At 62.1% G+C, this 20,887-nt stretch carries 20 protein-coding genes and 1 tRNA gene; 1 reads left to right on the plus strand and 20 read right to left on the minus strand.

Annotation, left to right across the window (positions count from 1 at the left end; all coding sequences use genetic code 11):
• Positions 1-257 precede the first annotated feature (257 nt).
• Complete coding sequence (locus tag AB4Y82_RS11155) at positions 258-557, minus strand: hypothetical protein (protein ID WP_430389347.1); 300 nt, start codon at positions 555-557, stop codon at positions 258-260.
• Positions 558-1,283 (minus strand): RHS repeat-associated core domain-containing protein, encoded by a 726-nt coding sequence (locus tag AB4Y82_RS11160; RefSeq protein WP_441603999.1) that lies wholly within the window; start codon positions 1,281-1,283, stop codon positions 558-560.
• Between AB4Y82_RS11160 and AB4Y82_RS11165 the strand changes: the two genes are divergently transcribed.
• The gene (locus AB4Y82_RS11165; protein WP_441604000.1) at positions 1,212-1,751 is read left to right on the plus strand and encodes a transposase; all 540 of its coding nucleotides are present in this window, start codon (positions 1,212-1,214) and stop codon (positions 1,749-1,751) included. The genes AB4Y82_RS11160 and AB4Y82_RS11165 overlap by 72 nt on opposite strands.
• Positions 1,752-2,176: 425 nt before the next feature.
• Here AB4Y82_RS11165 and AB4Y82_RS11170 read toward each other — a convergent pair whose 3' ends face one another.
• The 18 genes from AB4Y82_RS11170 to AB4Y82_RS11255 form a co-directional block, all read right to left on the minus strand.
• Positions 2,177-6,766 carry an RHS repeat-associated core domain-containing protein gene (locus AB4Y82_RS11170; RefSeq protein ID WP_441604001.1) on the minus strand — a complete coding sequence of 1,530 codons (4,590 nt, stop codon included), beginning with the start codon at positions 6,764-6,766 and terminating at the stop codon, positions 2,177-2,179.
• A 372-nt stretch (positions 6,767-7,138) separates the two neighbouring features.
• A tRNA-Leu gene (locus tag AB4Y82_RS11175) sits at positions 7,139-7,224 on the minus strand.
• A gap of 25 nt (positions 7,225-7,249) precedes the next feature.
• On the minus strand, positions 7,250-7,828 hold the full coding sequence (locus AB4Y82_RS11180; RefSeq protein ID WP_121881108.1) for a cysteine dioxygenase: 579 nt from the start codon (positions 7,826-7,828) through the stop codon (positions 7,250-7,252).
• Positions 7,829-7,895: 67 nt separating this feature from the next.
• A complete protein-coding gene (gene metX, locus AB4Y82_RS11185; RefSeq protein ID WP_441604002.1) occupies positions 7,896-8,999 on the minus strand; it encodes a homoserine O-acetyltransferase MetX in 1,104 nt (367 codons plus the stop codon).
• Complete coding sequence (locus AB4Y82_RS11190; RefSeq protein ID WP_441604003.1) at positions 8,996-10,045, minus strand: tetratricopeptide repeat protein; 1,050 nt, start codon at positions 10,043-10,045, stop codon at positions 8,996-8,998. The genes metX and AB4Y82_RS11190 overlap by 4 nt, the downstream gene beginning before the upstream one ends.
• Entirely contained in the window at positions 10,042-10,533 is a 492-nt protein-coding gene (locus AB4Y82_RS11195) for a cytochrome c-type biogenesis protein (protein WP_441611276.1), read from the minus strand. Before AB4Y82_RS11195 ends, AB4Y82_RS11190 begins: the two co-directional genes overlap by 4 nt.
• Positions 10,534-10,562: 29 nt before the next feature.
• Positions 10,563-11,105, minus strand: coding sequence for a DsbE family thiol:disulfide interchange protein (locus tag AB4Y82_RS11200; protein WP_441604005.1), 543 nt, complete (start codon positions 11,103-11,105; stop codon positions 10,563-10,565).
• Positions 11,102-13,075 carry a heme lyase CcmF/NrfE family subunit gene (locus AB4Y82_RS11205; RefSeq protein ID WP_441604006.1) on the minus strand — a complete coding sequence of 658 codons (1,974 nt, stop codon included), beginning with the start codon at positions 13,073-13,075 and terminating at the stop codon, positions 11,102-11,104. The genes AB4Y82_RS11200 and AB4Y82_RS11205 overlap by 4 nt, the downstream gene beginning before the upstream one ends.
• Entirely contained in the window at positions 13,072-13,539 is a 468-nt protein-coding gene (ccmE, locus tag AB4Y82_RS11210; RefSeq protein WP_441604007.1) for a cytochrome c maturation protein CcmE, read from the minus strand. The genes AB4Y82_RS11205 and ccmE overlap by 4 nt, the downstream gene beginning before the upstream one ends.
• Before the next feature lie 21 nt (positions 13,540-13,560).
• Complete coding sequence (gene ccmD, locus AB4Y82_RS11215) at positions 13,561-13,746, minus strand: heme exporter protein CcmD (RefSeq protein ID WP_441604008.1); 186 nt, start codon at positions 13,744-13,746, stop codon at positions 13,561-13,563.
• The gene (locus AB4Y82_RS11220) at positions 13,743-14,501 is read right to left on the minus strand and encodes a heme ABC transporter permease (protein WP_441611277.1); all 759 of its coding nucleotides are present in this window, start codon (positions 14,499-14,501) and stop codon (positions 13,743-13,745) included. Before AB4Y82_RS11220 ends, ccmD begins: the two co-directional genes overlap by 4 nt.
• A 4-nt stretch (positions 14,502-14,505) precedes the next feature.
• A complete protein-coding gene (gene ccmB / locus AB4Y82_RS11225; protein ID WP_441604010.1) occupies positions 14,506-15,192 on the minus strand; it encodes a heme exporter protein CcmB in 687 nt (228 codons plus the stop codon).
• Positions 15,189-15,827 carry a cytochrome c biogenesis heme-transporting ATPase CcmA gene (gene ccmA, locus AB4Y82_RS11230; RefSeq protein WP_441604011.1) on the minus strand — a complete coding sequence of 213 codons (639 nt, stop codon included), beginning with the start codon at positions 15,825-15,827 and terminating at the stop codon, positions 15,189-15,191. The genes ccmB and ccmA overlap by 4 nt, the downstream gene beginning before the upstream one ends.
• Positions 15,828-15,928: 101 nt before the next feature.
• Entirely contained in the window at positions 15,929-16,348 is a 420-nt protein-coding gene (locus AB4Y82_RS11235; RefSeq protein WP_441604012.1) for a DUF3293 domain-containing protein, read from the minus strand.
• Positions 16,341-17,741: an FAD-dependent oxidoreductase gene (locus tag AB4Y82_RS11240; protein WP_441604013.1), complete on the minus strand. Its 1,401-nt coding sequence runs from the start codon at positions 17,739-17,741 to the stop codon at positions 16,341-16,343. Before AB4Y82_RS11240 ends, AB4Y82_RS11235 begins: the two co-directional genes overlap by 8 nt.
• A 96-nt stretch (positions 17,742-17,837) precedes the next feature.
• Positions 17,838-18,599: an acetoacetyl-CoA reductase gene (phbB, locus tag AB4Y82_RS11245; protein WP_441604014.1), complete on the minus strand. Its 762-nt coding sequence runs from the start codon at positions 18,597-18,599 to the stop codon at positions 17,838-17,840.
• Between the two features lie 99 nt (positions 18,600-18,698).
• Complete coding sequence (gene phaR, locus AB4Y82_RS11250) at positions 18,699-19,184, minus strand: polyhydroxyalkanoate synthesis repressor PhaR (RefSeq protein ID WP_046970103.1); 486 nt, start codon at positions 19,182-19,184, stop codon at positions 18,699-18,701.
• Between the two features lie 147 nt (positions 19,185-19,331).
• Positions 19,332-20,885 carry a DHA2 family efflux MFS transporter permease subunit gene (locus AB4Y82_RS11255; protein ID WP_441604015.1) on the minus strand — a complete coding sequence of 518 codons (1,554 nt, stop codon included), beginning with the start codon at positions 20,883-20,885 and terminating at the stop codon, positions 19,332-19,334.
• Between the last annotated feature and the right edge of the window lie 2 nt (positions 20,886-20,887).

Genomic DNA, 20,887 nt, shown 5'->3' on the forward strand with positions numbered 1-20,887 from the left:
CGAGAACTCGACACATGGCCTGGATGCTGAACTCGTTCCTATGGGCTTCGATGAACTTGTATGCCTGTCTGACCTTACTTAGGGGCTTGCCTGGGGACATAGCCGAAACCCTCAGCGGATCGTGTGGATACTAGGACTTGTCCACTAAATCCTGGTAACTCCAGGCCATCTCAACCTGACCCCGTTACTGCGGCGCGTTACTGCGCTGACGTTGTAATTCAGCCCACTCTCGGCTTCGTAGTACTGGCCGGGAAGGCCTAGATTCCATCCTGAATTTCGATCTTCCCGCTAGCCTTTTTCATCGTGATAATCCAATGCGAACCCACGTTGGCCACTTCCGGCTTGGCCTCGACTCCAAAATAGACCTCATCGCCACAGTCTCTGCCGTGAGAGATTGTTACTTGATCGAGAGGGAGGCGATGCGCGTTGGCGAACGCCTCCTTTATGCGTGGCAATAGAGCGTCTTCTTGAGACTTTTGCATCGGAACGCAACCATCAACGTCAGCGTGACAACCGAAGCAGAAAAAACTAAGTAGAAAAAGGATAAGAATCTTCATTTACCACCCCCACGCATCACATTTATAGAGCTGAAGTTCTCGCTTGTCTCTCTTCACCTGTGCATCGGCGCCTGGGCATTTTGAATCGCACTGAAGAGACTTTCGGTAGGCCGAGCACTCACTCCGCTGCAGCGGATAGTTAGGCACAGTGGAGTTTGATTGTCTTGACATTCGGTCAAGATCGGCTCCCGGAGCATAGTTTTCAGGCGCACCTTTGCAGATATCTGGCGCCCATTTCTTGAAGTCATCGACATGACTTTGTTCGTGCTGCTGAGTGCATCCCCGTGTAGAGGTCTGATCGTTGTTAATGATCTTGAAGCCACCTTTGCCGTCGCAGAGAACTGTACCTACTGGATCAGCCAACCCTAATGCATCGATGTACGCCAGTGGATTGCCAGTCACATATCCATACGTGCTCATTCCACCATCAAGGCCGATGGGGTCGCTCTGGACGTAGCGCCCGGTTGCTGCTTCATAGTCACGATTGACGTTGTACGCGAGGCCACTTTCTGAATCAAAGTATTGGCCGGGGAACCGGGGGTTGTACGAAACTGGGGTCAGAGTGCACTTTTCCTTCGTGATCGGACGATCTGAGCCGGCATGCATGGTGCCTTGATTGGCTGACCATGAAAGCTCCGACTTATGGTGTCTGCCATGGCCCGACAACCTCGCATCGATCTGCCCGATATCCCGCAACACATCGTTCAGCGCGGTAACGATCGGCAACCATGCTTTTTCACAGAGCAAGACTACCAACGATATCTAATGGATCTTCGGGAGATCTGTTCTCGTGAAGGATGCCAAATCCATGCCTACGTGCTGATGACCAATCACGTGCATTTACTTGCCACGCCGTCTTTGCCGGGCCAGATCGCACGAATCATGCAGTCACTGGGGCGGCGCTATGTACGATATATCAACGACCAGTATCGCCGCAGCGGTACTTTGTGGGAGGGCCGGTACAAGTCGTGCCTCGTCGACAGCGATAGTTACCTCCTGCGTTGCTATCGCTATATCGAACTCAATCCAGTGCGGGCATGCATGGTCGCCACGCCCGCCGAGTATCGATGGTCCAGCTATCGGAGCAATGCCGAGGGGACGCAAAGCATCCTGCTACGCCCTCACGCCAACTATTTGGCACTTGGCGTGTCGCAGGAGGAACGGTGCGCCGCTTATCGCGCACTCGTAGCGTAGGCTCTCTCTGAGGATGACCTTGAGGCTATCCGCGGTCATGTTCAGCGACAGCATGCGCTCGGAACCCATCGATTCCGCGACGCAATCGAAGCGCAACTAGCGCGCCGCGTGGGACCGGCCAAGATGGGCCGGCCGCGCAAGGAGTCATGCTCCTAAATGTGTACTCTGACCCCAGTTTTGTTTCTTCGTTCTTGGGTTTTCCTAAAGCGCGAGAAGGTTCCGCGCCGTCGGTGAATCCATCAGCAAATCCTCACCGAGGCGCTGAGCAAGCCTAACCACATCATCAGTCCATCCGGGAGCATCACCCTTGGGAAGTTCTAGCTCGGTATAAAGAACTTTCTCTCCATCTGGCATGACGCGAAAAAGGCGCACGCATCGTTTATCTGGATCAATAGTTACTAGGTGGTCGTGAGCTGAGTTCATCGTTAGTTATTCCAAGTATTCAATGGGGGAATTGGCGCACCTCTCAAGCAAGCTGCGTAACGCTCCGATGCTGACGCATGACACGCTGCTCCAGCGGCTGCACCTCGCCTGCGCGATATGCCATTGCACGTCTGCGTATCGGTTGCATAGAGCGCATTGCATTTACTCTCATCGCCGCGTGGGCACTGCCCCGGAGGTGGATTCGGTTCATCCGCACATGAATCTGCCGTACTACGCGGAATGATGCACCCGGCAATTACGCATGCTGCACCAGAGAACGGGTTTGAGCCACAGAAGGTGGCGACCGCCGACATAACTCCAACGGGGCTCGGCACACGCGGCCCTGTAATCGGATCGGTGATTGGCACCGGACGTACACCGGGACTCATTGGCCCAGGCGAAGCAACTGGAACCGCAAACCCACCTTGTTGCGCAGTGGTTGCTTGTTGACCATCGGGATCGAAGTACAGCAACGGGTTGTTCAACCCGTAGACGTACAGTCCCATACCGCCATTGATGCCCGACGGATCAGGCTGCGGAAACTGTCCCGTCGTCGATTCGTAGTAGCGCGCGCCGTTGTAATTGAGGCCCGTCTCCACATCGAAGTACTGGCCGGGGAACCGCAGATTGTAGGAGTAGCCACTCGCACTTGAGGGCTGCTGCTCACCAAAGGCATTCCCTTGGTAGGCGAGCTGCCAGACAGAAGCCCCTGTTGCGTCCGCGACCGCTCTGGGCGTACTGAGTCCGTCAGCATGCACGTAGTTCACCGTGCTGACACCGCTGGTCGTGTCCACCACGGCGACAGGCAGATCACCGAGCCAAATATAGTCACGCGCGGTGCTACCGTACTCGCCAACTAGCTGACTGGCTTCGTCGTACGCAAAACGCTGGCTGCTAGCGGCAGGGAACGTCACCACCTTCGCCGTACGCTGCCCCAGCGCGTTGTACGTATACGTTCCCACCGTGCTGCCATCTCGCTGCACGACTGTCATGCGGTTACGACCGTTGTAGCCGTAACCAAACGTGCTGCCGCCGATCGCGCTGCCCGTGGTATTGCCATCGGCGTCATAAGCGCGCGAGGCGTTGCCGATGCTGGCCAGGTGATGTGTTCCGGTCTGATAGGTGTAGACGCCTGTTGCAAGGCCGCTGGCAGTCTTGCTCAAACGGTCGCCGGACTTTCTGTACGTATAGGCCTCTTCGACATTGCCGCTGCCATCGGTCAAGTCGGTGAGGCGATACAGCGGGTCGTAGTTGTAGGTCTCCAGGGGCGGATTGACGCCCGCGGCATTGCCGAGCGCCGTAATGTTGCCCATCGCGTCGCGGGCGAAATGCAGGTTCAGCGCCGGGCTTACGACGTCGGTGAGGGCGTAGTTGGCGTCGTAGGTGCGGGTGATGGTTTGGCCATTGCCCAGCGTGTAGCTGGCGATGGGGCCGAAGGGCAGGTAGCTGATGGCGGTGACTACGTTGCCGGCGCCCGCGCCGCTGGTGCCTGGGGGCAGGGTGGTGACGCCGCTGATACGGCCGGCTGCGTCGCGGCTGTACTGGATGGACGTGCCGGCGGGCGTCACCGTGCTGGCGAGGCGGTCGGCCAACGTGTAGCCGTAGCTGGTGACGTCGGTGACGGTGCCCTGCGTCTGGCTCTTGCGCGTGACGTTGCCGTGCGCGTCGTAGCAGTACACGGTGGTGACAGCTGTCTCGATGATGCGGGTGAGGCGACCGATCGGGTACGAGGCCGGGCAACCTGTGACGCTGTTGGGCTCGTCGTAACCATAGGCCACGTTGAGCGTGCCATCGGCATAGGTGGTGGCGGTGCGACGGTTGAGCGCGTCGTAGGTGCTGTTGCTTACCACGCCCTTGGCGTCCGTGCGCTGAGTGACGTTGCCCGCGGCATCGTAGACGTACGTGGTACCGCCCGTATCGGGGCTCTGCACGCCGGTCGCGTTGCCCAGGCCGTCGTAGCTGTAGGTGGTGTTGAGCCCGTCCGGATCGCCCACGCCTTCCAGGCGATCATTGGCGTCGTAGGCAAACACGCTTTGTGTGTTCTGCGTGGCGGTATCCGTGCCGTTGTAGTTGTCGATGGTGCTGACCAGGCGGTTCAGCCCGTCATAACCCTGTTTGCGCTGGACGCCCAGCGCATCGGCGGTGTGCACCAGGTTGCCGTTGGGGTCGTAGCTGTCGCTATAGGTGGCGTTGAACACGGCGTGGCTCAGGCCGTCCGTCACCTTGGTGAGCTGGCCCAGCGTGTTGTACGTGCGCGACAACATGCGACGTACCGTCCCACTGGGATCGAACGTCTGCTCCTGCGTCTTGTTGCCCGCTGCATCCAGCGTGTAGTGGATGCGATCGCCCAGGGCATCGGTGATGTCGGTGAGGCGATGGGCGGCGTCGTAGGTGTAGCTCACCTTGACTCCATCAGCATCGGTGATCGACGCTACTGAACCATAGGGCGTGTAGCCGATCGTGGTAAGCGCGTCGCTAGAGGAGGGCGTGCCATTAGTAGTGGCGCGAATTGTGCGCGTCAGCAGCCAGCCGCGCGGACTGTAGGTGAGGTCGGTGATGACGCCGTTGGCATCTGATTGGCGAATGATGCGCCCGTTCTTGTCGTAAGCCGCAAGTGTGGTGACTTGGCCCAGCGCGTTGGTTACCTGATACAGGTCACCGGCGCGATGGCAAGCGGCGCCAGGCGTGCCGCAGCCAGATTCGTCAGTGGCCAGGTAGTAGTTGTAGTTGGTGATGTCGGAGACATCGGTGCGCGGACCATCGACGGAGAGCGGCAGGCCGACGAGCGGACATTGCGTGGTGTCGACGGTGGCACAGTAGGTGTAGCGCCATTGGCGCACACCGGAAGGCGCATTGGCGCTGCTGCCGCAGGTGTAACTGGTAGCTCCGGCGATGGAAGGATCAGCCGTGCAACGGGCGGTGGCTTGACCCGCGTTGTTGTAGACCCATGCGTCGTAGGCGACGGTGTTGCCGTTGTTGTCAAGGACGCTGCGATTGAGTGGGACGCGGAGCGTCGCGTCCCAAGTGAAGTTAGTCGTACGCTGCGTATTCTGTCCTACGGCCTCGATCTGCTGAGACAACAATCCTGAGGAGCTGTAGGTGGTATTGGAGACGCCGTTGTTGAAGTCTGTTGTTGCCGCCGGATAGCCGTTAACGTCGAGAGTTTGGCTGCGGTAATTTTGGCCGCAGTTCTTTCCACAGAGCCCGCTGACTGTGTCCAAATGAGCTGTGCCCTGAGGGGCGCTGAAGTTGGTAACAATCGACTGACCAAGTGGATACGTCACAGTGGTCACGCCGGCGTTCCCGTAGTGCACTGACAATTGCTCTGCGCCTCCGGCGCGTGAGCTCGATATGGCCCGGCCGTCAGCCTGGTAGCTGTAGGTCGCAAAGCGAGCGTTCGCTTCGTCTACTATCCCTGTAAGCTTTCCGCCGCTTGATCCGGCGGCGCTATAAGCCGACTCATCGTAGACATATTGCCGCACGGACTGATCGGGAAACGTGATGTTGGAGATCAAGTTATTGGCGTTATAGCCGTAGTGAATGATCCCGCCATCGGGCTGCGTTGCAGAGGTAATGCGAAAATGGTTGTCATAGCCAAACGTCAGCGAACGGCCATTCGCATCGGTAGCCTTCCACAGCAAAGCAGGAGGCAAAGCGGTGCCGCTATCCGAAGTCTGGGATCCGTCCGTGTAGGTGAGACTCACCAGGATACGACTCTCGTCGCTTATCGTACGAAGAACGCCTGCGGCCGAGTACGCCTCATAGCGACGCACGTCTGCGTCAAAGTAGAGCCAAGATGCGACAGTTCCATTGCTGTTATCCGTTTCGATGAGAGATGCGGGGACATCTTTGTCGCTGACCCAAACGCCATTTGACTTTGAAAACGACAGTTCTTGCCCATCGGGGCGCGTCACCGTGACTTGGTTCGGCGAAGGGATTGTGCCGTTCGTCGAAGTGTTGCTGATGGTGATGCTTCTATCGAAGGTATTTAGCCAAGCGATTCCCATATGCGACGACCGTACTGATTGGTCGCTGTTGTAGTACCTCACGAAACTGAGATCACCTCTGGCGAAGTCCTCTTCAGCCTGATATTCACTGCCGGTAGCGATGTTGATCGGGTCGCCCGCGAAGTTTGGACCGTTTTTGTTGTTGCAAGGGCAACCCAAACTTTTGGGGTGAGAAAAGAAGTCGCAAGTTGCGCCTCCTGGTAGATTCGGATCGCCACACCAATAGGTTTTGAAGTAGTACAGCGACAGTACGTTCAGAGTTATGTAACCGGCGACCTCTTGTGGGTTGGGCACAAAGAACCAAGTTGTCTGGACAGTGAAGGCGTTTTCCCAATTGCCGGCGGAGACTTCGTAGCAGGCTTGTCCAGTGACGATGTAGCCTGCGTCTGGATGAGGAGCAGGGAAGTTAAAATATGCAATGGCCCAGGGTTTGTCGCCTTCGCAGGCTGCGGTGGCTGCTGCGCGGCTAGGATAGGTGGCTGTCGGATAGGGGGGGGAACCTTGAGCCGATGCTTCGATGTCTTTACTAGCCAGCCATACACAGCACAAGATCATCATTAGCATGGCGATGCGAAAGAGCTTCATGCATTTCCCCTGTAAGACTTCCAATCTGTCTTCGCTCGCGTTCTTTTGAACGCAGTCATTAGGGTTCTATCAAATTAAGTCGGATGCCCACCAGCTTGCTTGCGTGAGCAAGTTCACATTTTGCGCCGCAATACTCCTTAGGGATGATGGTGACATACACCTTAGATCCGGATTGCTCACGGCAAATGAACGGGGATGAGAATCCAGTAGGTCCCGCGAGGCCAGGTTGGTCACTCAGCGTGGTGCTGGCAAAACGGGGTCAGAGCGGACTTATGCCGTGATCGACAGATGTCCGAGAGGAAGTGGCCCGAGTAAACGCCGTAAAACAAAAAAAGGCCCGACATAGTCGGGCCTTTTCTTTGAAATCAAATCTGGTACCGGTGATAGGACTCGAACCTACACGACATCGCTGCCAGTGGATTTTGAGTCCACCGCGTCTACCATTCCGCCACACCGGCATTGCAGCGACGCATTATGCCGGGTTCAGTGGACCGGGTCGAGCCCCAGTTGGCGGTCGGAGCGCTGGTACTGGTTGTGGCCCAGGGGCTGGAACACGGCGCAGTGGGTCATGGCGCCCGAATAGATGTGCAGGCTCACGGCGACGGCGTCGTCGCTGGGGTTGCGGATGGTGTGGTACTCGTGGGGCGGGATCAGGCTGCCGGCGGAGCCGGGGCCGGCCTGGATGGAGCCCACGGGCTGGAAGCAGTAGTTGCCGTCTTCGTCGGCGAGGCGCTCGTACTGGACCACTTCCAGCGCGCCGCTCCAGACGCCTTCCACGCACCACATGCCGCAGTGGTCGTGGATCGGGGTGCCCTGGCCGGGCCCCCAGGTCATGGCGACCACGCAATAGCCGTGATCCTCGCTGCGGTAGAGCTCGCGGCGGGCGTAACGGCCCTCGGCGGTCTCGAAGACGCACTCGGGCAGCGTCACCTGCTGGCTGCGGATGAGGCTGCACAGGCTGTTGCGCAGGCTGTCGGTGACGGCGCGCGTGGTGTCCTGAGACACGGCCGCGTCGATGGCGTCGATGAGCTTGCGGGAGCCGGGGAAGTCCAGGGTAAGCATGGTGTTCTCGAGGTTCGTGCTACGCGGCCATCTTAGCAGCGCCGGCGGGGCGCCGCAGGCGGCTCGTTCAGAGTCCGCCGAGGAAGCCGCCTATGGCACGGCTGTAGTTGGGGATGTCAACCAGGAATGCATCATGTCCCTGCGGCGAATTGAGCGCCACGAATTCCACCGCGGCGCCGGCCGCGCGCAGGCCATCGGCGATCTGCTCCTGCTGTTCCAGCGGGAACAGGATGTCGGTGCTCACGCCGATCACCATGGCCTTTTCCACGCTGATGCGCTTGAGGCCTTCCATCACGTTGCCGTTGCCGTACTCGGCCATGTCGAACCAGTCGCTGGCGCGCGAGAGGTAGAGATAGCTGTTCGGATCGAAGGTGTGCACGAAGCGTTGAGCGTGGCCTTCGAGGTAGGACTCCACCTCGAATTCGAGACCGAACGGATTGTCGTCGCGCTGCTCGGGATCGAGCCGGATGCGTGCAAAGCGGCCGTTCCATTCCATCGCGGAGCGGTAGGTGATCACGCCGAGTTTGCGCGCGATGCTCATGCCGTCGACGGGATAGTCGTCATCGGCATAGCGACCGTTGTTCCAGTGTGGATCGAGCCGGATGGCTTCGCGCTGCAGCGAGCGGATGGCGATGGCGAACGGCTGCGCCTGCGGGGCGGTGTCCACGCTGATGTGCGCACGCACGCTGCCCGGGTGCAGCACCATGTACGCCAGCGCGCTCATGCCGCCCATCGAGCAGCCGATCAGACAGGCAAGCTGTTCGATGCCGAGGCTTTGCACGGCGACGTGCGCGGCGTTGGCCACGTCTTCCAGCGACAGCTCGGGAAAGTCCAGGCGATAGGCTTCGCCCGTGGCGGGATTGATCGATCGGGCGCAGGTGGAACCCTTGTCGCTGCCCAGCGAGTTCACGCAGATGACGAACCAGCGTGAGCTATCGATCGCCTTGCCCGGGCCGATCATCGCTTCCCACCAGCCGTCGGACGGATCTTCCGCGTTGGATGCGGCGTGCGCGCTGGGCGAGAGGCCGGTGAGGATGAGCACGGCGTTGTCGCGCGCGCTGTTCAACTCGCCCCAGGTTTCGTACGCCACGCGGGCCTCGCGCAATACTCCGCCTCGTTTCATCGCAAAGGGCGAGGGCAGGGCGCAGTAGCAGCGGGCGTCATGTGTCATTCGTGAACCTTGTCGATGCTGATCTTGATCGGCGACTGCGTGCTTACCGCGACCACGCCGGCATCGCCTTCCAGGTCGCCCGGCTGGGCGATGGCCTGGCCGCTCTTGCTGATGCGGGCGCCCACGAACACGCGCGGCACCGAGGATAGTTTGAGTTGCGGCGTCATGCCCATCGCATCGTTCAAGGTGACGGTGGCGGGCAGGGCGTTGGCGTCCAGCCTGGCCACCGCCAGCGGCATTGGCGGACCGTGCTCGGCGCGCGCGTAGACGAACAGCGTATCGCCCGCTGCAAGCTTGCTCTTGAGTGCCGGCGACAACGCCACTTGCACTTGCAGCGAGGGCTGCGCAGCGGCTGCGGCTGGCGTTTCCGCCGCGGTCTTGCCCGGGCTGTTGACGCGCGCATCGGCGACGGCGATCTGCTCGGCCACGGCCTTGGCCACGCTGGAATCCGGGTCCAGTTGCGGCTGCAGCTGGCGCCAGGTGGCTGCAGCTTCTGCGTACTTGTCGTGCTGGAACTGGCTGATGCCGAGCAGCCACAGGCCACGCTGGCTTTGCGGGTCGATCTTCACCGCGCGTTCGAGCAGTTCCTGAGCGCGGCCTTCGATGCGGTGATCCTCGCGCAGCAGCGAATCGGCTTCGGCCCAGCCGACCATCGCGACGCTGTTGTCGGGATCGATGCGCAGGGCTTCGTCGTACGCATGGCGCGCATCGGAGGCGCGGTGCATCACGCTATAGGTCTGGCCCAACAGCATCCAGCCCTGCAGGTCGTCGGGTTTCTGCACGAGGTGTGCGTTCAATTCGTCGACCGCCTGGTCGATGCTCATGCCAGCGTCGGACTTGGGCACTCCATCGAGCACGACGGGCGTGCCTACGGCGAGGTAGAGGCCGATGGCAGCCACGGGCAGACAGAAGGCCACGATCATGGAGAGTGCGAAGAGGCCACGTGGGCGGCCGAGTCGTCGTCCGTGACGGACCAGTGGCAGCAACACCAGCAACAGCGCCGCAACGATCATCGCCGCGGCGATCAGATAAAAAGCCAGCCTCACCAGTCGTCCCCTTCATCGGTCGGCTTGTCGTTGGCGACGGCGAGCGCAGCGCGACCGCGCCGGCGCACTGTCACCACCACCACGGCCGCACCGGCCAGCAAGATCACCAACGGTCCAAACCACAGCAGCAGCGTGCTGGTTTTCACCGGTGGGTCATACAACACGAAATCGGAATAGCGATCGACCAGGTATTGTTTGATCTCCTCGTCGCTCTTGCCCTGTTGCATCAGGTTGAAGACCTCGTGCCGCAGGTCGCGTGCGAGGTCGGCGTTGGAGTCGGCGAGGTTTTCGTTCTGGCAGACCAGGCAACGCAGTTCGCGCGTGAGGCTTTGGAAGCGCACTTCCTGGGCGTGGTCTTTGAAGGGCAGGGGGTCGATCGCCTGGGCAAAGGCGACCGTCGCCATGAAGAACAACAGCAACAGCAGAACCTGTGGGAGCGCACCCTGTGCGCGACGCCAGGCTGGCCGCTTCGTAGGATAGTCACGCACAGGGTGCGCTCCCACAAAAAGGCGGCGGATCATGGCTGTTCCTTGGACAACGCCGCAATGGCCGGCTTCAATTCCTTCGCAATCACCTCAGGCGTCAAGGGTCCAATCCGCTTGTAGCGAATCACGCCCTTGCCATCGACCAGAAAGCTTTCCGGTGCGCCATACACGCCAAAATCGATCGCGGTGCGACCTTCGCGATCGACGATGATCATGTCGTACGGGTTGCCGTGCTTGGCCAGCCAATCCTTGGCATCGTCCGGCGCGTCTTTGTAGTTATAGCCGACCACCGGCACGCCGATGGTCTTGCCTTCGGTCATCAGCACGGGGTGTTCCTCGCCACATGCGATGCACCAGCTGGCGAATACGTTGATCAGGTAGGGCTTGCCAAGCATGGCGTCGCGGCTGACGGTCTGCGCGGGATCGTCCAGCTTGGGCAGCACGAACGCCGGCGCCGGTTTGTTGATCAGCGGCGACGGCACTTCGCGCTGGTCGTGCTGGGTATTCCACCAGATGCCGAAGCCAAACAAGGCCACCAGCAGCAGGAAGCCGAAGAAGGGAATCAAGCGGCTCATGCGCGCGACTCCTGCAGCGCGGTGGCGGGAATCGCTGCAGTTTCGGCCACACGCTTGGTGCGGAAGCGACGATCGGCAGCTGCGAAGAAGCCGCCCAGCATCATCAACAGGCCACCCGCCCAGATCCAGCGCACGAACGGCTTGTCGTAAAGGCGAAGTGCCCACGCGCCTTCCGGCTGCTTGGCATCCATCGGCTCGCCGAGCGCCACATACAGATCACGGAACAGGCCGGGGTTGATTGCCGATTCCGTCTGCACCTGGCCGCGCAGGTAGGTGCGCTTCTGCGGGTGCATCACGGCGACGGTGCTGCCGCCGCGCGTCACGGTGACCGTGCCTTGATCACCTTGCCAGTTCGGGCCTTGCGTGTGCTGCACGCCGTCGAAGCGGAATTCGTAGCCGCCGATGCTTTCGGTCTGCCCCGGCGCCACGCGCACGTCACGCTCTACGCTCAGCGCGTTGGTGAGCAATACGCCGGCAAGGAACACGCCCGCGCCGAAATGGGCGAGCAGCATGCCGGCCATCTCGGCAGGATAACGTCGGCCGGCGGGCATCTCGCGCCAACGCTTGAACACGTAAAGCAGGGTGCCGAAGCAGCACCACACTGCCGCCGCAGTGCCGGCGATCGCCTTGCTCTCGCCGCTGGTGACAAATGCCGCGACGATGGCGCAGGCGATGGCCGCAAGACCTGCACGCCACATCACCTTCTTCAGTACCGGCACATCGCTCTTACCCCAGCGCAGGTACGGGCCGAACGGCAGCAGCAGCACCACAGGCAGCATCAGCAGGGTAAACAGGAAACCGAAATACGGCGGGCCCACCGAAATCTTGCCGAGATTCAGCGCATCGCCGAGCAAGGGGAACAACGTGCCCAGCAGCACCATGGCCGCGGCAACGGTAAACATCAGGTTGCCGATGAGGATGGCTGTTTCGCGCGACACCACGGCAAACGGCTTGCCGCCCGCCACTTTCGGTGCGCGTATCGCATAGAGCAGCAGCGAACCGCCCACCACAATGGCGAGGAAGCAGAGGATGAACAGGCCACGACGCGGATCCGAAGCAAACGCGTGCACCGAGGTGAGTACGCCCGAACGCACCAGGAAGGTACCCAGCAACGAAAGCGAGAACGCAAAGATGGAAAGCAGGATGGTCCACGCGCGCAGACCGCCGCGCTTCTCCGTCACCGCCTGCGCATGAATCAGCGCGGCGCCGACCAGCCACGGCATGAAGCTCGCGTTTTCCACCGGATCCCAGAACCACCAGCCGCCCCAGCCAAGCTCGGCATACGCCCACCAGCTGCCCGCGACGATGCCGGCGGTGAGAAAGCCCCACGCCACGTTCGTCCACGGACGCGCCCAGCGCACCCAGGCCTGTTCCAGTTCGCCACCAAGCAGCGCGGCGATGGAGAAGGCGAACGCGACGGAGAATCCGACGTAGCCCATATAGAGCACCGGCGGATGGAAGGTCATGCCTGGATCCTGCAGCACCGGATTGAGATCGCCGCCATCGGGCGGCATCGGCAACAGGCGCGCAAACGGATTGGACGTGAAGATGATGAAAGCGAGGAAGCCGACCGCCACCAGACCCAGCACGCCGAGCACGCGCGCCACGAACACTTCGGGTAGGTTGCGGCTAAGCACCGCGAGCGCGAGCGTCCACAGGTTGAGGATGAAGATCCACAGCAGCAGCGAACCTTCGTGCGCACCCCACACGGCGGCGACGCGGTAGTACCACGGCAAGGCGAGGTTGGAGTTGTCGGCGACGTACTGCACCGAAAAGTCGAACGACAGGAACGACCACACCAGCAGTCCGAACGCGAGCGACACGAACACGGCCTGTCCAGCTGCGGCCGGGCGTGCCACCGACATGAATGCGCGGCTGCCGCTCCAGGCGCCGATCAGCGGCAGAACACCCTGCGCGAGCGCGAGCAGCAGCGCGAGGATCAGCGCGAGTTGGCCAAGTTCGGGCGTCATTGCGGTTTGTCCTGTCCGGCTTCCTCGTTCACTTTCTTGCCTACATGGGCTTTGGCCATGGCGTCCTTCAGCTCTTTGGGCATATAGGTTTCGTCATGCTTGGCCAGCACTTCGGTGGCGATGAAGCGGGCGTTGTCCATGTGGCCGGTGGCGATCACGGATTGGTTGTCGCGAAACAGGTCGGGCAGGATGCCGGTGTATTCCACTGGCATCGAGCCGCTTGCATCGACCACGGTGAAGGTGACCTTCAGCGATTCCTTGCTGCGCTGGATCGACCCGGATTTGACCATGCCGCCAAGGCGGAAGGTCTTGTAGCTGGTGGCTTGTCCGGTCTGCACCTGGCTCGGCGTGAACAGGTAGTTCATGTTCTGCTGCAGGGCGAACACGATCAGCGCCACCGCCACCACGGCGGCGGCTATCACGAGTAGAACAATGGTAAGCCTGCGCTTGCGTGTGGGGTTCATGCTCATTCGCGTAGGTGCGTCTTAGGGCGCTGAAGGGTTGCGTTGCTGGCGTGCCGCCTGGCGCGCCATGCGGCCGCGCAGCTCGCGCAGGTTGCGGCGGCGGCGCAGCCACGGATTGATGTAGTCGGCGATCAGCACGATGAAGAACACCGCGTAGGCAGGCCATACGTACATGGCGTAGCCGCCCATGGCGAAGAACGCGCTCATGCCTGTCCCTCGCGTTGTGCGATCTGCTTCACCCAGTCCTTGCCGCTCTCCATCGACAGCAGGTCGGTACGCACGCGACCGAACAGGCTGGCGACGTAATAGAACTTGGTGGCGGCCATCATGGTGAGCAGCGGCCACAGCATGGCGGTGCTGATCTTGGACGGACCGAGAATGCGAATCGTGGAACCCTGGTGCAGCGTGTTCCACCAGTTCACCGAGAAATGCACGATCGGCACATTGATGATGCCGATGATGGCGAGGAAAGCTGCGGCGCGCGCGCCCTGGCGACGATCTTCGAAGGAGTGATACAGGCCGATCACACCCAGATAAAGAAACAGCAGCACGAGCTCGGAGGTGAGGCGTGCATCCCAGGTCCACCAGGTGCCCCACATGGGCTTGCCCCACAGCGAACCGGTGACCAGCGTGATGAAAGTGAAGGCTGCGCCGATCGGCGCCGATTCCATCGCCACCACTTCGGCCAGCTTGATGCGCCATACCAGCAAAATAAACGAGGCCACCGCCATCAGTCCATAGATGAACAGGCTCATCCACGCGCAGGGCACATGGATGAAGATGATGCGGTAGGCGTCACCTTGCTGATAGTCGGCGGGCGCGAGCACCAGGCCGCCGTATAGCGCAACTGCACCCGTCAACAGGGCGAGGCCCAGGGCCCAGGGTCGCAGCGTGCCGGCAAACCGATAGAAGTTCGGTGGCGAGCTGAGCTTGTGTACCCACAAGGGTATCCAGTTGGCCATTGTCTTAAGCGTCCAGAGCTATGCGGAGGGCGGTGGCGCACGCCAGGGGGGCAAGCACCAGGGCCATGACCAGCGCGGCGCCCAGCCAGGCGATGGGCGCGAGCCACGGCAGCCCTTGTTGAGCCGCGGCGACAGCGCCGGCGGCAAAGATCACCACGGGTACGCACAGCGGCAGCAGCATCAGCGCCAGCAGCATACCAGAGCGCCTGCTGCCGGCCGTGAGCGCCACCAGCACGGCGCCGAGCAGGCTCAGCAGTGGTGTGGAGAGCAGCAGCGCGTAGACCAGCACGGGCATCACCGCGGTCGGCAGATGCAGCATGCCCGCCAGTAAAGGCGCGATGACGATGAGCGGCAAAGCCGTGGTGATCCAGTGCGCAAGAATTTTCATGCCAAGCATGAGTGCCAGCGGCTGGGGTGAAAGGATGAGTTGTTCGAGCGATCCGTCTTCGATATCGCTGCGGAACATGGCATCGAGCGCCAGCAGCATGGCCAGCAGCATGGTCACCAGCACCGCGCCGCCGGCAATACGCTGCAGCAGCGCCTCCTCCGGTCCCAGCGCGAAGGGAAACAATGTGATGACGATCAGCGCATACAGCACCGGCATGACGATGTCGCCACGACGACGCCAGGCCAGGGTGAGATCGCGGCGCAGGACGGCGACGCAGGCGGGACCGAGCGGCGCGTGATTCATGCGTGCATGCGCACCCGTTTCGGCTCGCCGTTGAGAAAGCTCACCGCGCCATGACTGGTGACAAGCGCGGCGCCGCCTTCGGCAGCGTGCTGGGTGAGCAGGCGATTTACCAGTTCGATGCCGGTGCGATCGAGGTTGGCGTACGGCTCGTCCAGCAGCCACAGGGTGGCCGGCAGCAACAGCAGGCGCGCGAGCGCCGCGCGTTTCTTCTGACCGGCGGAAAGTCGGCGCACGGGTTCGTCTTCATAGCCGGCGAGGCCGATGTCGGCGAGCACGCCATCAACGCTGCGTCCATCGCGGGCGCCGTACAGGCCGGCCGCCACGGCGAGATTCTCCCGTGCGCTGAGATCAGACTTCAGGCCCAGGTGGTGGCCGAGGAACTGCGTGTCGCCCAGGTGTTCGTCGCGTCGCCAAGCCTGGCCGCGCCACTCCAGCGAACCTTCGTCGATATGCAGCAATCCGGCGAGGATGCGCAGCAAGGTGGTCTTGCCGCTGCCGTTGTCGCCCTCCACCAAGGCCACTTCACCCTCGTGGAGGCAGAAGTCCAGCGGGCCGAACACGGGTTCGTCCTGGCGGTAAAACGAGAGCGCCCGGGCCTCGAGCAGAGGCGGGGCGACGGCGGTGGAAGCGGTCATCCCTCGATTGTCCGCAATGCCCGGCAGGCTTGTCCATGCGGCGGGGTGACGCCAGCCAAATCAGCGATATCAGGGTGCATTTCTGGCGTGGCGGGCATGGCTCAGGCCGGCGGTGTGAGACGGAGCTGAGCCATCGTCGCGCCTCCGCCGTGGACGTAGCCCATTTGTCCAAATCGCCGGGCCAGCGTGTCGAGTGCCGGGACGCCCGGTCCGACCACCCAGAGGCTGGCCTCCTTCCACAGACCATCGGGGCTCGCGCCCGTTCCGGCGCGAATGACCACGATTTCGGGCAGCGCGCGCAACTCGAACAGCAGGGCGCGCTGCGCGATCCGGTTGTCCGGGCGAGGCACCCGCTTGGAAAATGGATGCCATGCCGTGATGAAACCCCATGGCAAGTTCCGCGCGAGATCGCGCAGTTCCGCTGGCAAGGATTGATCGATATGGATGGTCACCCAGCCGCCACGTGCCAGGCGCACCCGATAATCGGTGGCCCGGTACGCGGCAAGCAGTGCCTCATCCATGCCGCAGATCGGGCAGGGCGGGAAGCGTGGCGCGCAGGGCGGCGACGGCGGCGTTCAGATCGACCGATGCTGCGTCAGCCGAGCCACGCAGCAGCTGGTCCAGCAGCACGTCCTGCGCTCGACCGCGCTCATAGGCATATGCGTACGGCAGATGGGTGAAGGTGACCATGCGATAGCGCGCCATGAAATGTTCCGGTGCGCGCTCGGCCAGCAAGGCGCCCAGCGCGCGCTTGGCGAGATAGTGCGGATCGGCCACCGAGTCGCGCATTTCCACGTAGTTTTCCAGCGCCATCGCCGCGATGGCGTCGCTGTTTGGCTGGCGGATGCGCTGGAATTCGGCGAACACCTCGCCCGTGTCGTCCGGCGATTGGGCCAGCAACGAGGCGAGCACCACGGTGTCTTCAAAGCCGCAATTCATGCCCTGGCCGTGGAAGGGCACGATGGCGTGCGCAGCATCGCCGATCAGCAGCGCGCGACCGTCCAGATGCCAGCGTTGCAGGTAGAGCGTGGACAGCGTGCCGACTGGGTGGCCGTCGTAATCGTTGGCGAAATCCGGGATCAGCGGCAGCAGGTCGGGGAAGTCTTCCTCGAAGAAGGCTCGCGCATGATGAGCGTCGCCCAGCGTGGCGAAGCTCGGATGCGGGCCTTGCGCCGGCAGGAACAAGGTCACGGTGAAGCTGCCTTCGGTATTGGGCAGCGCGATGCACATATAGCCGCCGCGCGGCCAGATATGCAGCGCATGCGGCTCCAGGGCGAACTGGTCGTGACCGCCGCTGCGGTTGATCAGTTCGGCGCTGAGTCCGCCGGCGGAGGGGATTTCCAGCTCCTTATAGGCGTGACCCAGCGATTCCACCCGCTCGCCCAGCGGCGAGTACGCGTTCATCGCGGCACGCAGCGAGGAACCCGCGCCGTCGGCGCCGATCACGATCGGGGCATCTAGCTCGCGCGATACGCCTTGTTCGTCGACCAACTGCAGGCGCTGCCGATCAAAATCGGCATTGGCCAGCGACTGTCCGAAATGGAATTTGACGCCCGCGGCTTCGGCAGCATCCAGCAGCAACATATTGAGCGCGCCGCGAGAGACGGACCAGATCACTTCGCTGTCGTCGACGCCGTAGCGTTGCAGGCCGGAGCGACCGTCGGTGGTGTGCACCATGCGGCCGCGCATCATCACCGCACGCTGCAGCACGTCGTCGGCGAGGCCGGCCTTGCGCAGCGCCTGCAGGCCACGCTCGGCCAGCGCGAGATTGATCGAGCGACCACCGGTGAAGCCGGCGATTCGTGGGTCAGGGCGTTTTTCGAAGACGTCGACGACGAAACCGCGTCCCGCCAATTGCTGCGCCAGCAAGGCGCCGACCAGGCCGCCGCCGATAAGAGTGAGGTGCTTCGCCATGGAGTCCCGCTGTCAGGTCGCAACGCTTAAAGGGCTGAGAGTAGCGTGTCGCGTTCGGGTGGGCGATGCGCAGTGCGGCAAGGCGGTGGCGACCCCTCAGAAACTCATGAAATACCCGCCGTTGACCGGCAGGTTCGCGCCCGTGATATAGCCGGCGTCGTCGGCGGTCAGGAAGGCCACCGCGCGGGCAATGTCCCCCGGCGAACCAAGCCGGCCCACCGGAATATCCGAGATGATCTGCTCGCGGATATCCTGCGGCACAGCGGCCACGAGCGCTGTATCGCAATAGCCCGGCGATACCGTATTCACCGTCACGCCCTTGCGCGCCGTCTCGCGCGCCAGCGCCATGCCGAAGCCGTGCACGCCAGCCTTGGCAGCGGAATAGTTGGTCTGGCCGAACTGCCCGGTCTGCCCGTTGACCGAGCTCAGGTTCACGATGCGGCCAAAACCGCGTGTGGTCATGCCTTCCACCACGTTGCGGCACATATTGAAGACGCCATCCAGGTTCACGCGCATCAACTCATGCCATTGCTGCGGCGTCATCTTGCGCAGGCTGGTGTCACGGGTGATGCCGGCGGCGTTGACCAGGATGTCGACGCTGCCGTGTTGCCGTTCCACCCGCCCAATCAACTCGGCGCACCCGTCGAAATGGCTGACGTCGGCAGGCTCGAATTTCACCGCACCATTGAGGTCGGCCAGCTCAGTCTGGAATGCGTGCAGCCGTTCCTCGCGCCCTGCCAGGTCGACGGCAATGACCTGTCGACCTGCCTGAGCCAGCTGTCGGCAGATTTCGGTGCCGAGCCCGCCAATGCCGCCAGTGACGATGGCAACGCGTGAGTTGCGAGTGTGGGAATTCATGTGAAGGACTCGTGCACATGCCGCAGGGCAGCACGTGTTGTGCTGCAGCGGCGAATGAGACGGCAGGAAGGTCGGCGCGTCGGCGCCGACCGCAGCGGATTAACCGGGCTTCTTGGTGCCGCTGCGCGGCGGCTGGCCCTGCGTGGCGGCGTCGATCAGGCCGCGCTGCATGTTGCGCCAGGCATCCATGTTGCGCTCGGTCAGGTCATTGAGCATGGACCAGGGCGTCTGGCCCAGCAGGCTGTTCAGCTGGGTGCGGAACTGCTGCTGCTGGTCGAGGAAGACCTGCAGGCTGCGCTCCAGGTAAGGCCCCATGAAACCCTGCAGCGAGTCGCCGTAGAAGCGGATGATCTGGCTGAGCAGCTGAGGAGAGAGCATCGGCTGCCCCTTTTCCTCATGCTCAGAGATGATCTGCAACAGCACCGAGCGGGTGAGATCCTCGCCGCTCTTGGCGTCACGGACTTCGAAGGTTTCGTTGTCGAGCACGAGCTGACGGACTTCCTCCAGCGTGATGTAGCTGGAGATTTCCGTGTCGTAGAGTCGACGGTTCGGATACTTCTTAATGGTGCGCATCGTTTGTGCCATGCACACAAACTAACAGAAGGTATTGCGGCGCACCAGTCGCCCAAGTGGTATTAATTGCTGCACTGGCCAGTCGCAGCAATTCCTGTTAGATCAAATACCTGCTGGTTGTTGCAGGTTTGTGCCGGATTAAGAACGTTCCGGCACCGGTTAATGCCCGCCAGGGCCTCCTGCCGAGCCAAACGGCGGCTTGGCCAGCCATATCACCGGGATCAGCACCAGGAACAGGACGGCGCAGAGCAGGAAGATGTCGTTCACCGCCAGGGTGAGGGCTTCGCGGTTAACCAGCTGATCGACGATGCCCAGCGCCTGGGTCTGGCTGTTGCCGGCATGGGTGAGCTGCGACAGGACCTGGGTGGCCGGCTGGCTGGCGCTGGTCACGTTCTCGCTCAGCGTGGCGTGATGCAGGATGCCGCGGTGCTGCCACAGCGTCACCGTCACCGCCGTGGACACGCTCGAGCCCAGTGTGCGGAAGAAGTTGGCCAGGCCGCTGGCGCTGGCGATTTCATTTGCCGGCAGTCCCGCCAGATAAATCTGGTTGAGCGGGATGAAGAAGCAGGGGATGGCAATACCCATCACGAAGCGCGGCCACACCAGCGAGTTGAACGACGCCGAGCTGTCGTAGGTGGAAAACCAGTACGAGGTGGCGGCGAACACCACGAAGGCGAAGGTCACCACCGCCCGCAGTTCCAGCTTGTGCATATTGCGGCCCAGGATGGGCGAGAGCAGGAAGGCCAGGATGCCCACCGGCGCCGTGGCCAGGCCGGCCCACGTGGCGGTGTAGCCCAGGGTGGTCTGCAGCCACAGCGGAAACACCACGTTGATGCCGAAGAACGCGAACATGCCCAGCGACAACGCCACCACGCCCGCGGTGAAATTGCGCTCCTTGAACAGGCTCAGTTCCACCACCGGGTGTTTGGCGTGCAGTTCCCACACCACCAGGAAGACCAGGCAGATCAGCGCGATCAGGCCCAGCGTGGTGATCATGGGCGAGGAGAACCAGTCGTGGTCATTGCCGTTGTCCAGCATGAACTGCAATGAGCCCACGCCGACCACCAGCAGCACCAGGCCGATCACATCGATCGGCGACTGGTAGGTCTTGGTCTCGCGCTTGCGCAGCAGTGCCCAGGTGATCACACCGGCGAGGATGCCCACCGGCAGGTTGATGTAGAAAATCCACGGCCACGAGAAGTTGTCGGTGATCCAGCCGCCCAGGATCGGTCCGAAGATCGGCGCCACCACCACGGTCATCGCCCATAGCGCGAGCGCGACGCCTTGCTTGGTCTTGGGATAACTCGCCAGCAGCAACGTGAGCGACAACGCCACCATCGGGCCGGAGCCGGCGCCCTGCATCAGGCGCGCAAACACCAGCATCGGCATCGAAGTGGCCAGGCCGCACAACATGGAGAACACCACGAACAGGCCGACCGATACGACAAAGGTCTTCACCTCGCCGAAGCGGCGGGCGATCCAGCCGGTCAGCGGCTGCATGATGGCGCTGGCCAGTGAGTACGAACTGATCGTCCAGGTGCCTTCGCTCGCGCTCACGCCAAGGCTGCCTGCGATATGCGGCACAGCCACGTTGACGATGGTCATGTCCAGCACTTCCATGAAGGTGCTGAAGGCGACGGCGATGGTCAGCAAGACCAGCGCGGTACCGTGCAAAGGCGGTAGCGGCTTGTCTTCGGAGGGGTTGGCGGCCATGT

The sequence above is a fragment of the Dyella sp. 2YAF14 genome, from assembly GCF_052114725.1.
Classification (GTDB): domain Bacteria; phylum Pseudomonadota; class Gammaproteobacteria; order Xanthomonadales; family Rhodanobacteraceae; genus Dyella.

Bases quoted from the DNA above. Each gene is read 5' to 3' on its own strand.
- AB4Y82_RS11155 (WP_430389347.1), bottom strand. From the start codon at position 557: ATGAAGATTCTTATCCTTTTTCTACTTAGTTTTTTCTGCTTCGGTTGT.
- AB4Y82_RS11165 (WP_441604000.1), top strand. From the start codon at position 1,212: ATGGCCCGACAACCTCGCATCGATCTGCCCGATATCCCGCAACACATC.
- AB4Y82_RS11170 (WP_441604001.1), bottom strand. From the start codon at position 6,766: ATGAAGCTCTTTCGCATCGCCATGCTAATGATGATCTTGTGCTGTGTA.
- AB4Y82_RS11180 (WP_121881108.1), bottom strand. From the start codon at position 7,828: ATGCTTACCCTGGACTTCCCCGGCTCCCGCAAGCTCATCGACGCCATC.
- metX (WP_441604002.1), bottom strand. From the start codon at position 8,999: ATGACACATGACGCCCGCTGCTACTGCGCCCTGCCCTCGCCCTTTGCG.
- AB4Y82_RS11200 (WP_441604005.1), bottom strand. From the start codon at position 11,105: ATGAGCCGCTTGATTCCCTTCTTCGGCTTCCTGCTGCTGGTGGCCTTG.
- AB4Y82_RS11205 (WP_441604006.1), bottom strand. From the start codon at position 13,075: ATGACGCCCGAACTTGGCCAACTCGCGCTGATCCTCGCGCTGCTGCTC.
- ccmE (WP_441604007.1), bottom strand. From the start codon at position 13,539: ATGAACCCCACACGCAAGCGCAGGCTTACCATTGTTCTACTCGTGATA.
- ccmD (WP_441604008.1), bottom strand. From the start codon at position 13,746: ATGAGCGCGTTCTTCGCCATGGGCGGCTACGCCATGTACGTATGGCCT.
- AB4Y82_RS11220 (WP_441611277.1), bottom strand. From the start codon at position 14,501: ATGGCCAACTGGATACCCTTGTGGGTACACAAGCTCAGCTCGCCACCG.
- ccmB (WP_441604010.1), bottom strand. From the start codon at position 15,192: ATGAATCACGCGCCGCTCGGTCCCGCCTGCGTCGCCGTCCTGCGCCGC.
- ccmA (WP_441604011.1), bottom strand. From the start codon at position 15,827: ATGACCGCTTCCACCGCCGTCGCCCCGCCTCTGCTCGAGGCCCGGGCG.
- AB4Y82_RS11235 (WP_441604012.1), bottom strand. From the start codon at position 16,348: ATGGATGAGGCACTGCTTGCCGCGTACCGGGCCACCGATTATCGGGTG.
- AB4Y82_RS11240 (WP_441604013.1), bottom strand. From the start codon at position 17,741: ATGGCGAAGCACCTCACTCTTATCGGCGGCGGCCTGGTCGGCGCCTTG.
- phbB (WP_441604014.1), bottom strand. From the start codon at position 18,599: ATGAATTCCCACACTCGCAACTCACGCGTTGCCATCGTCACTGGCGGC.
- phaR (WP_046970103.1), bottom strand. From the start codon at position 19,184: ATGGCACAAACGATGCGCACCATTAAGAAGTATCCGAACCGTCGACTC.
- AB4Y82_RS11255 (WP_441604015.1), bottom strand. From the start codon at position 20,885: ATGGCCGCCAACCCCTCCGAAGACAAGCCGCTACCGCCTTTGCACGGT.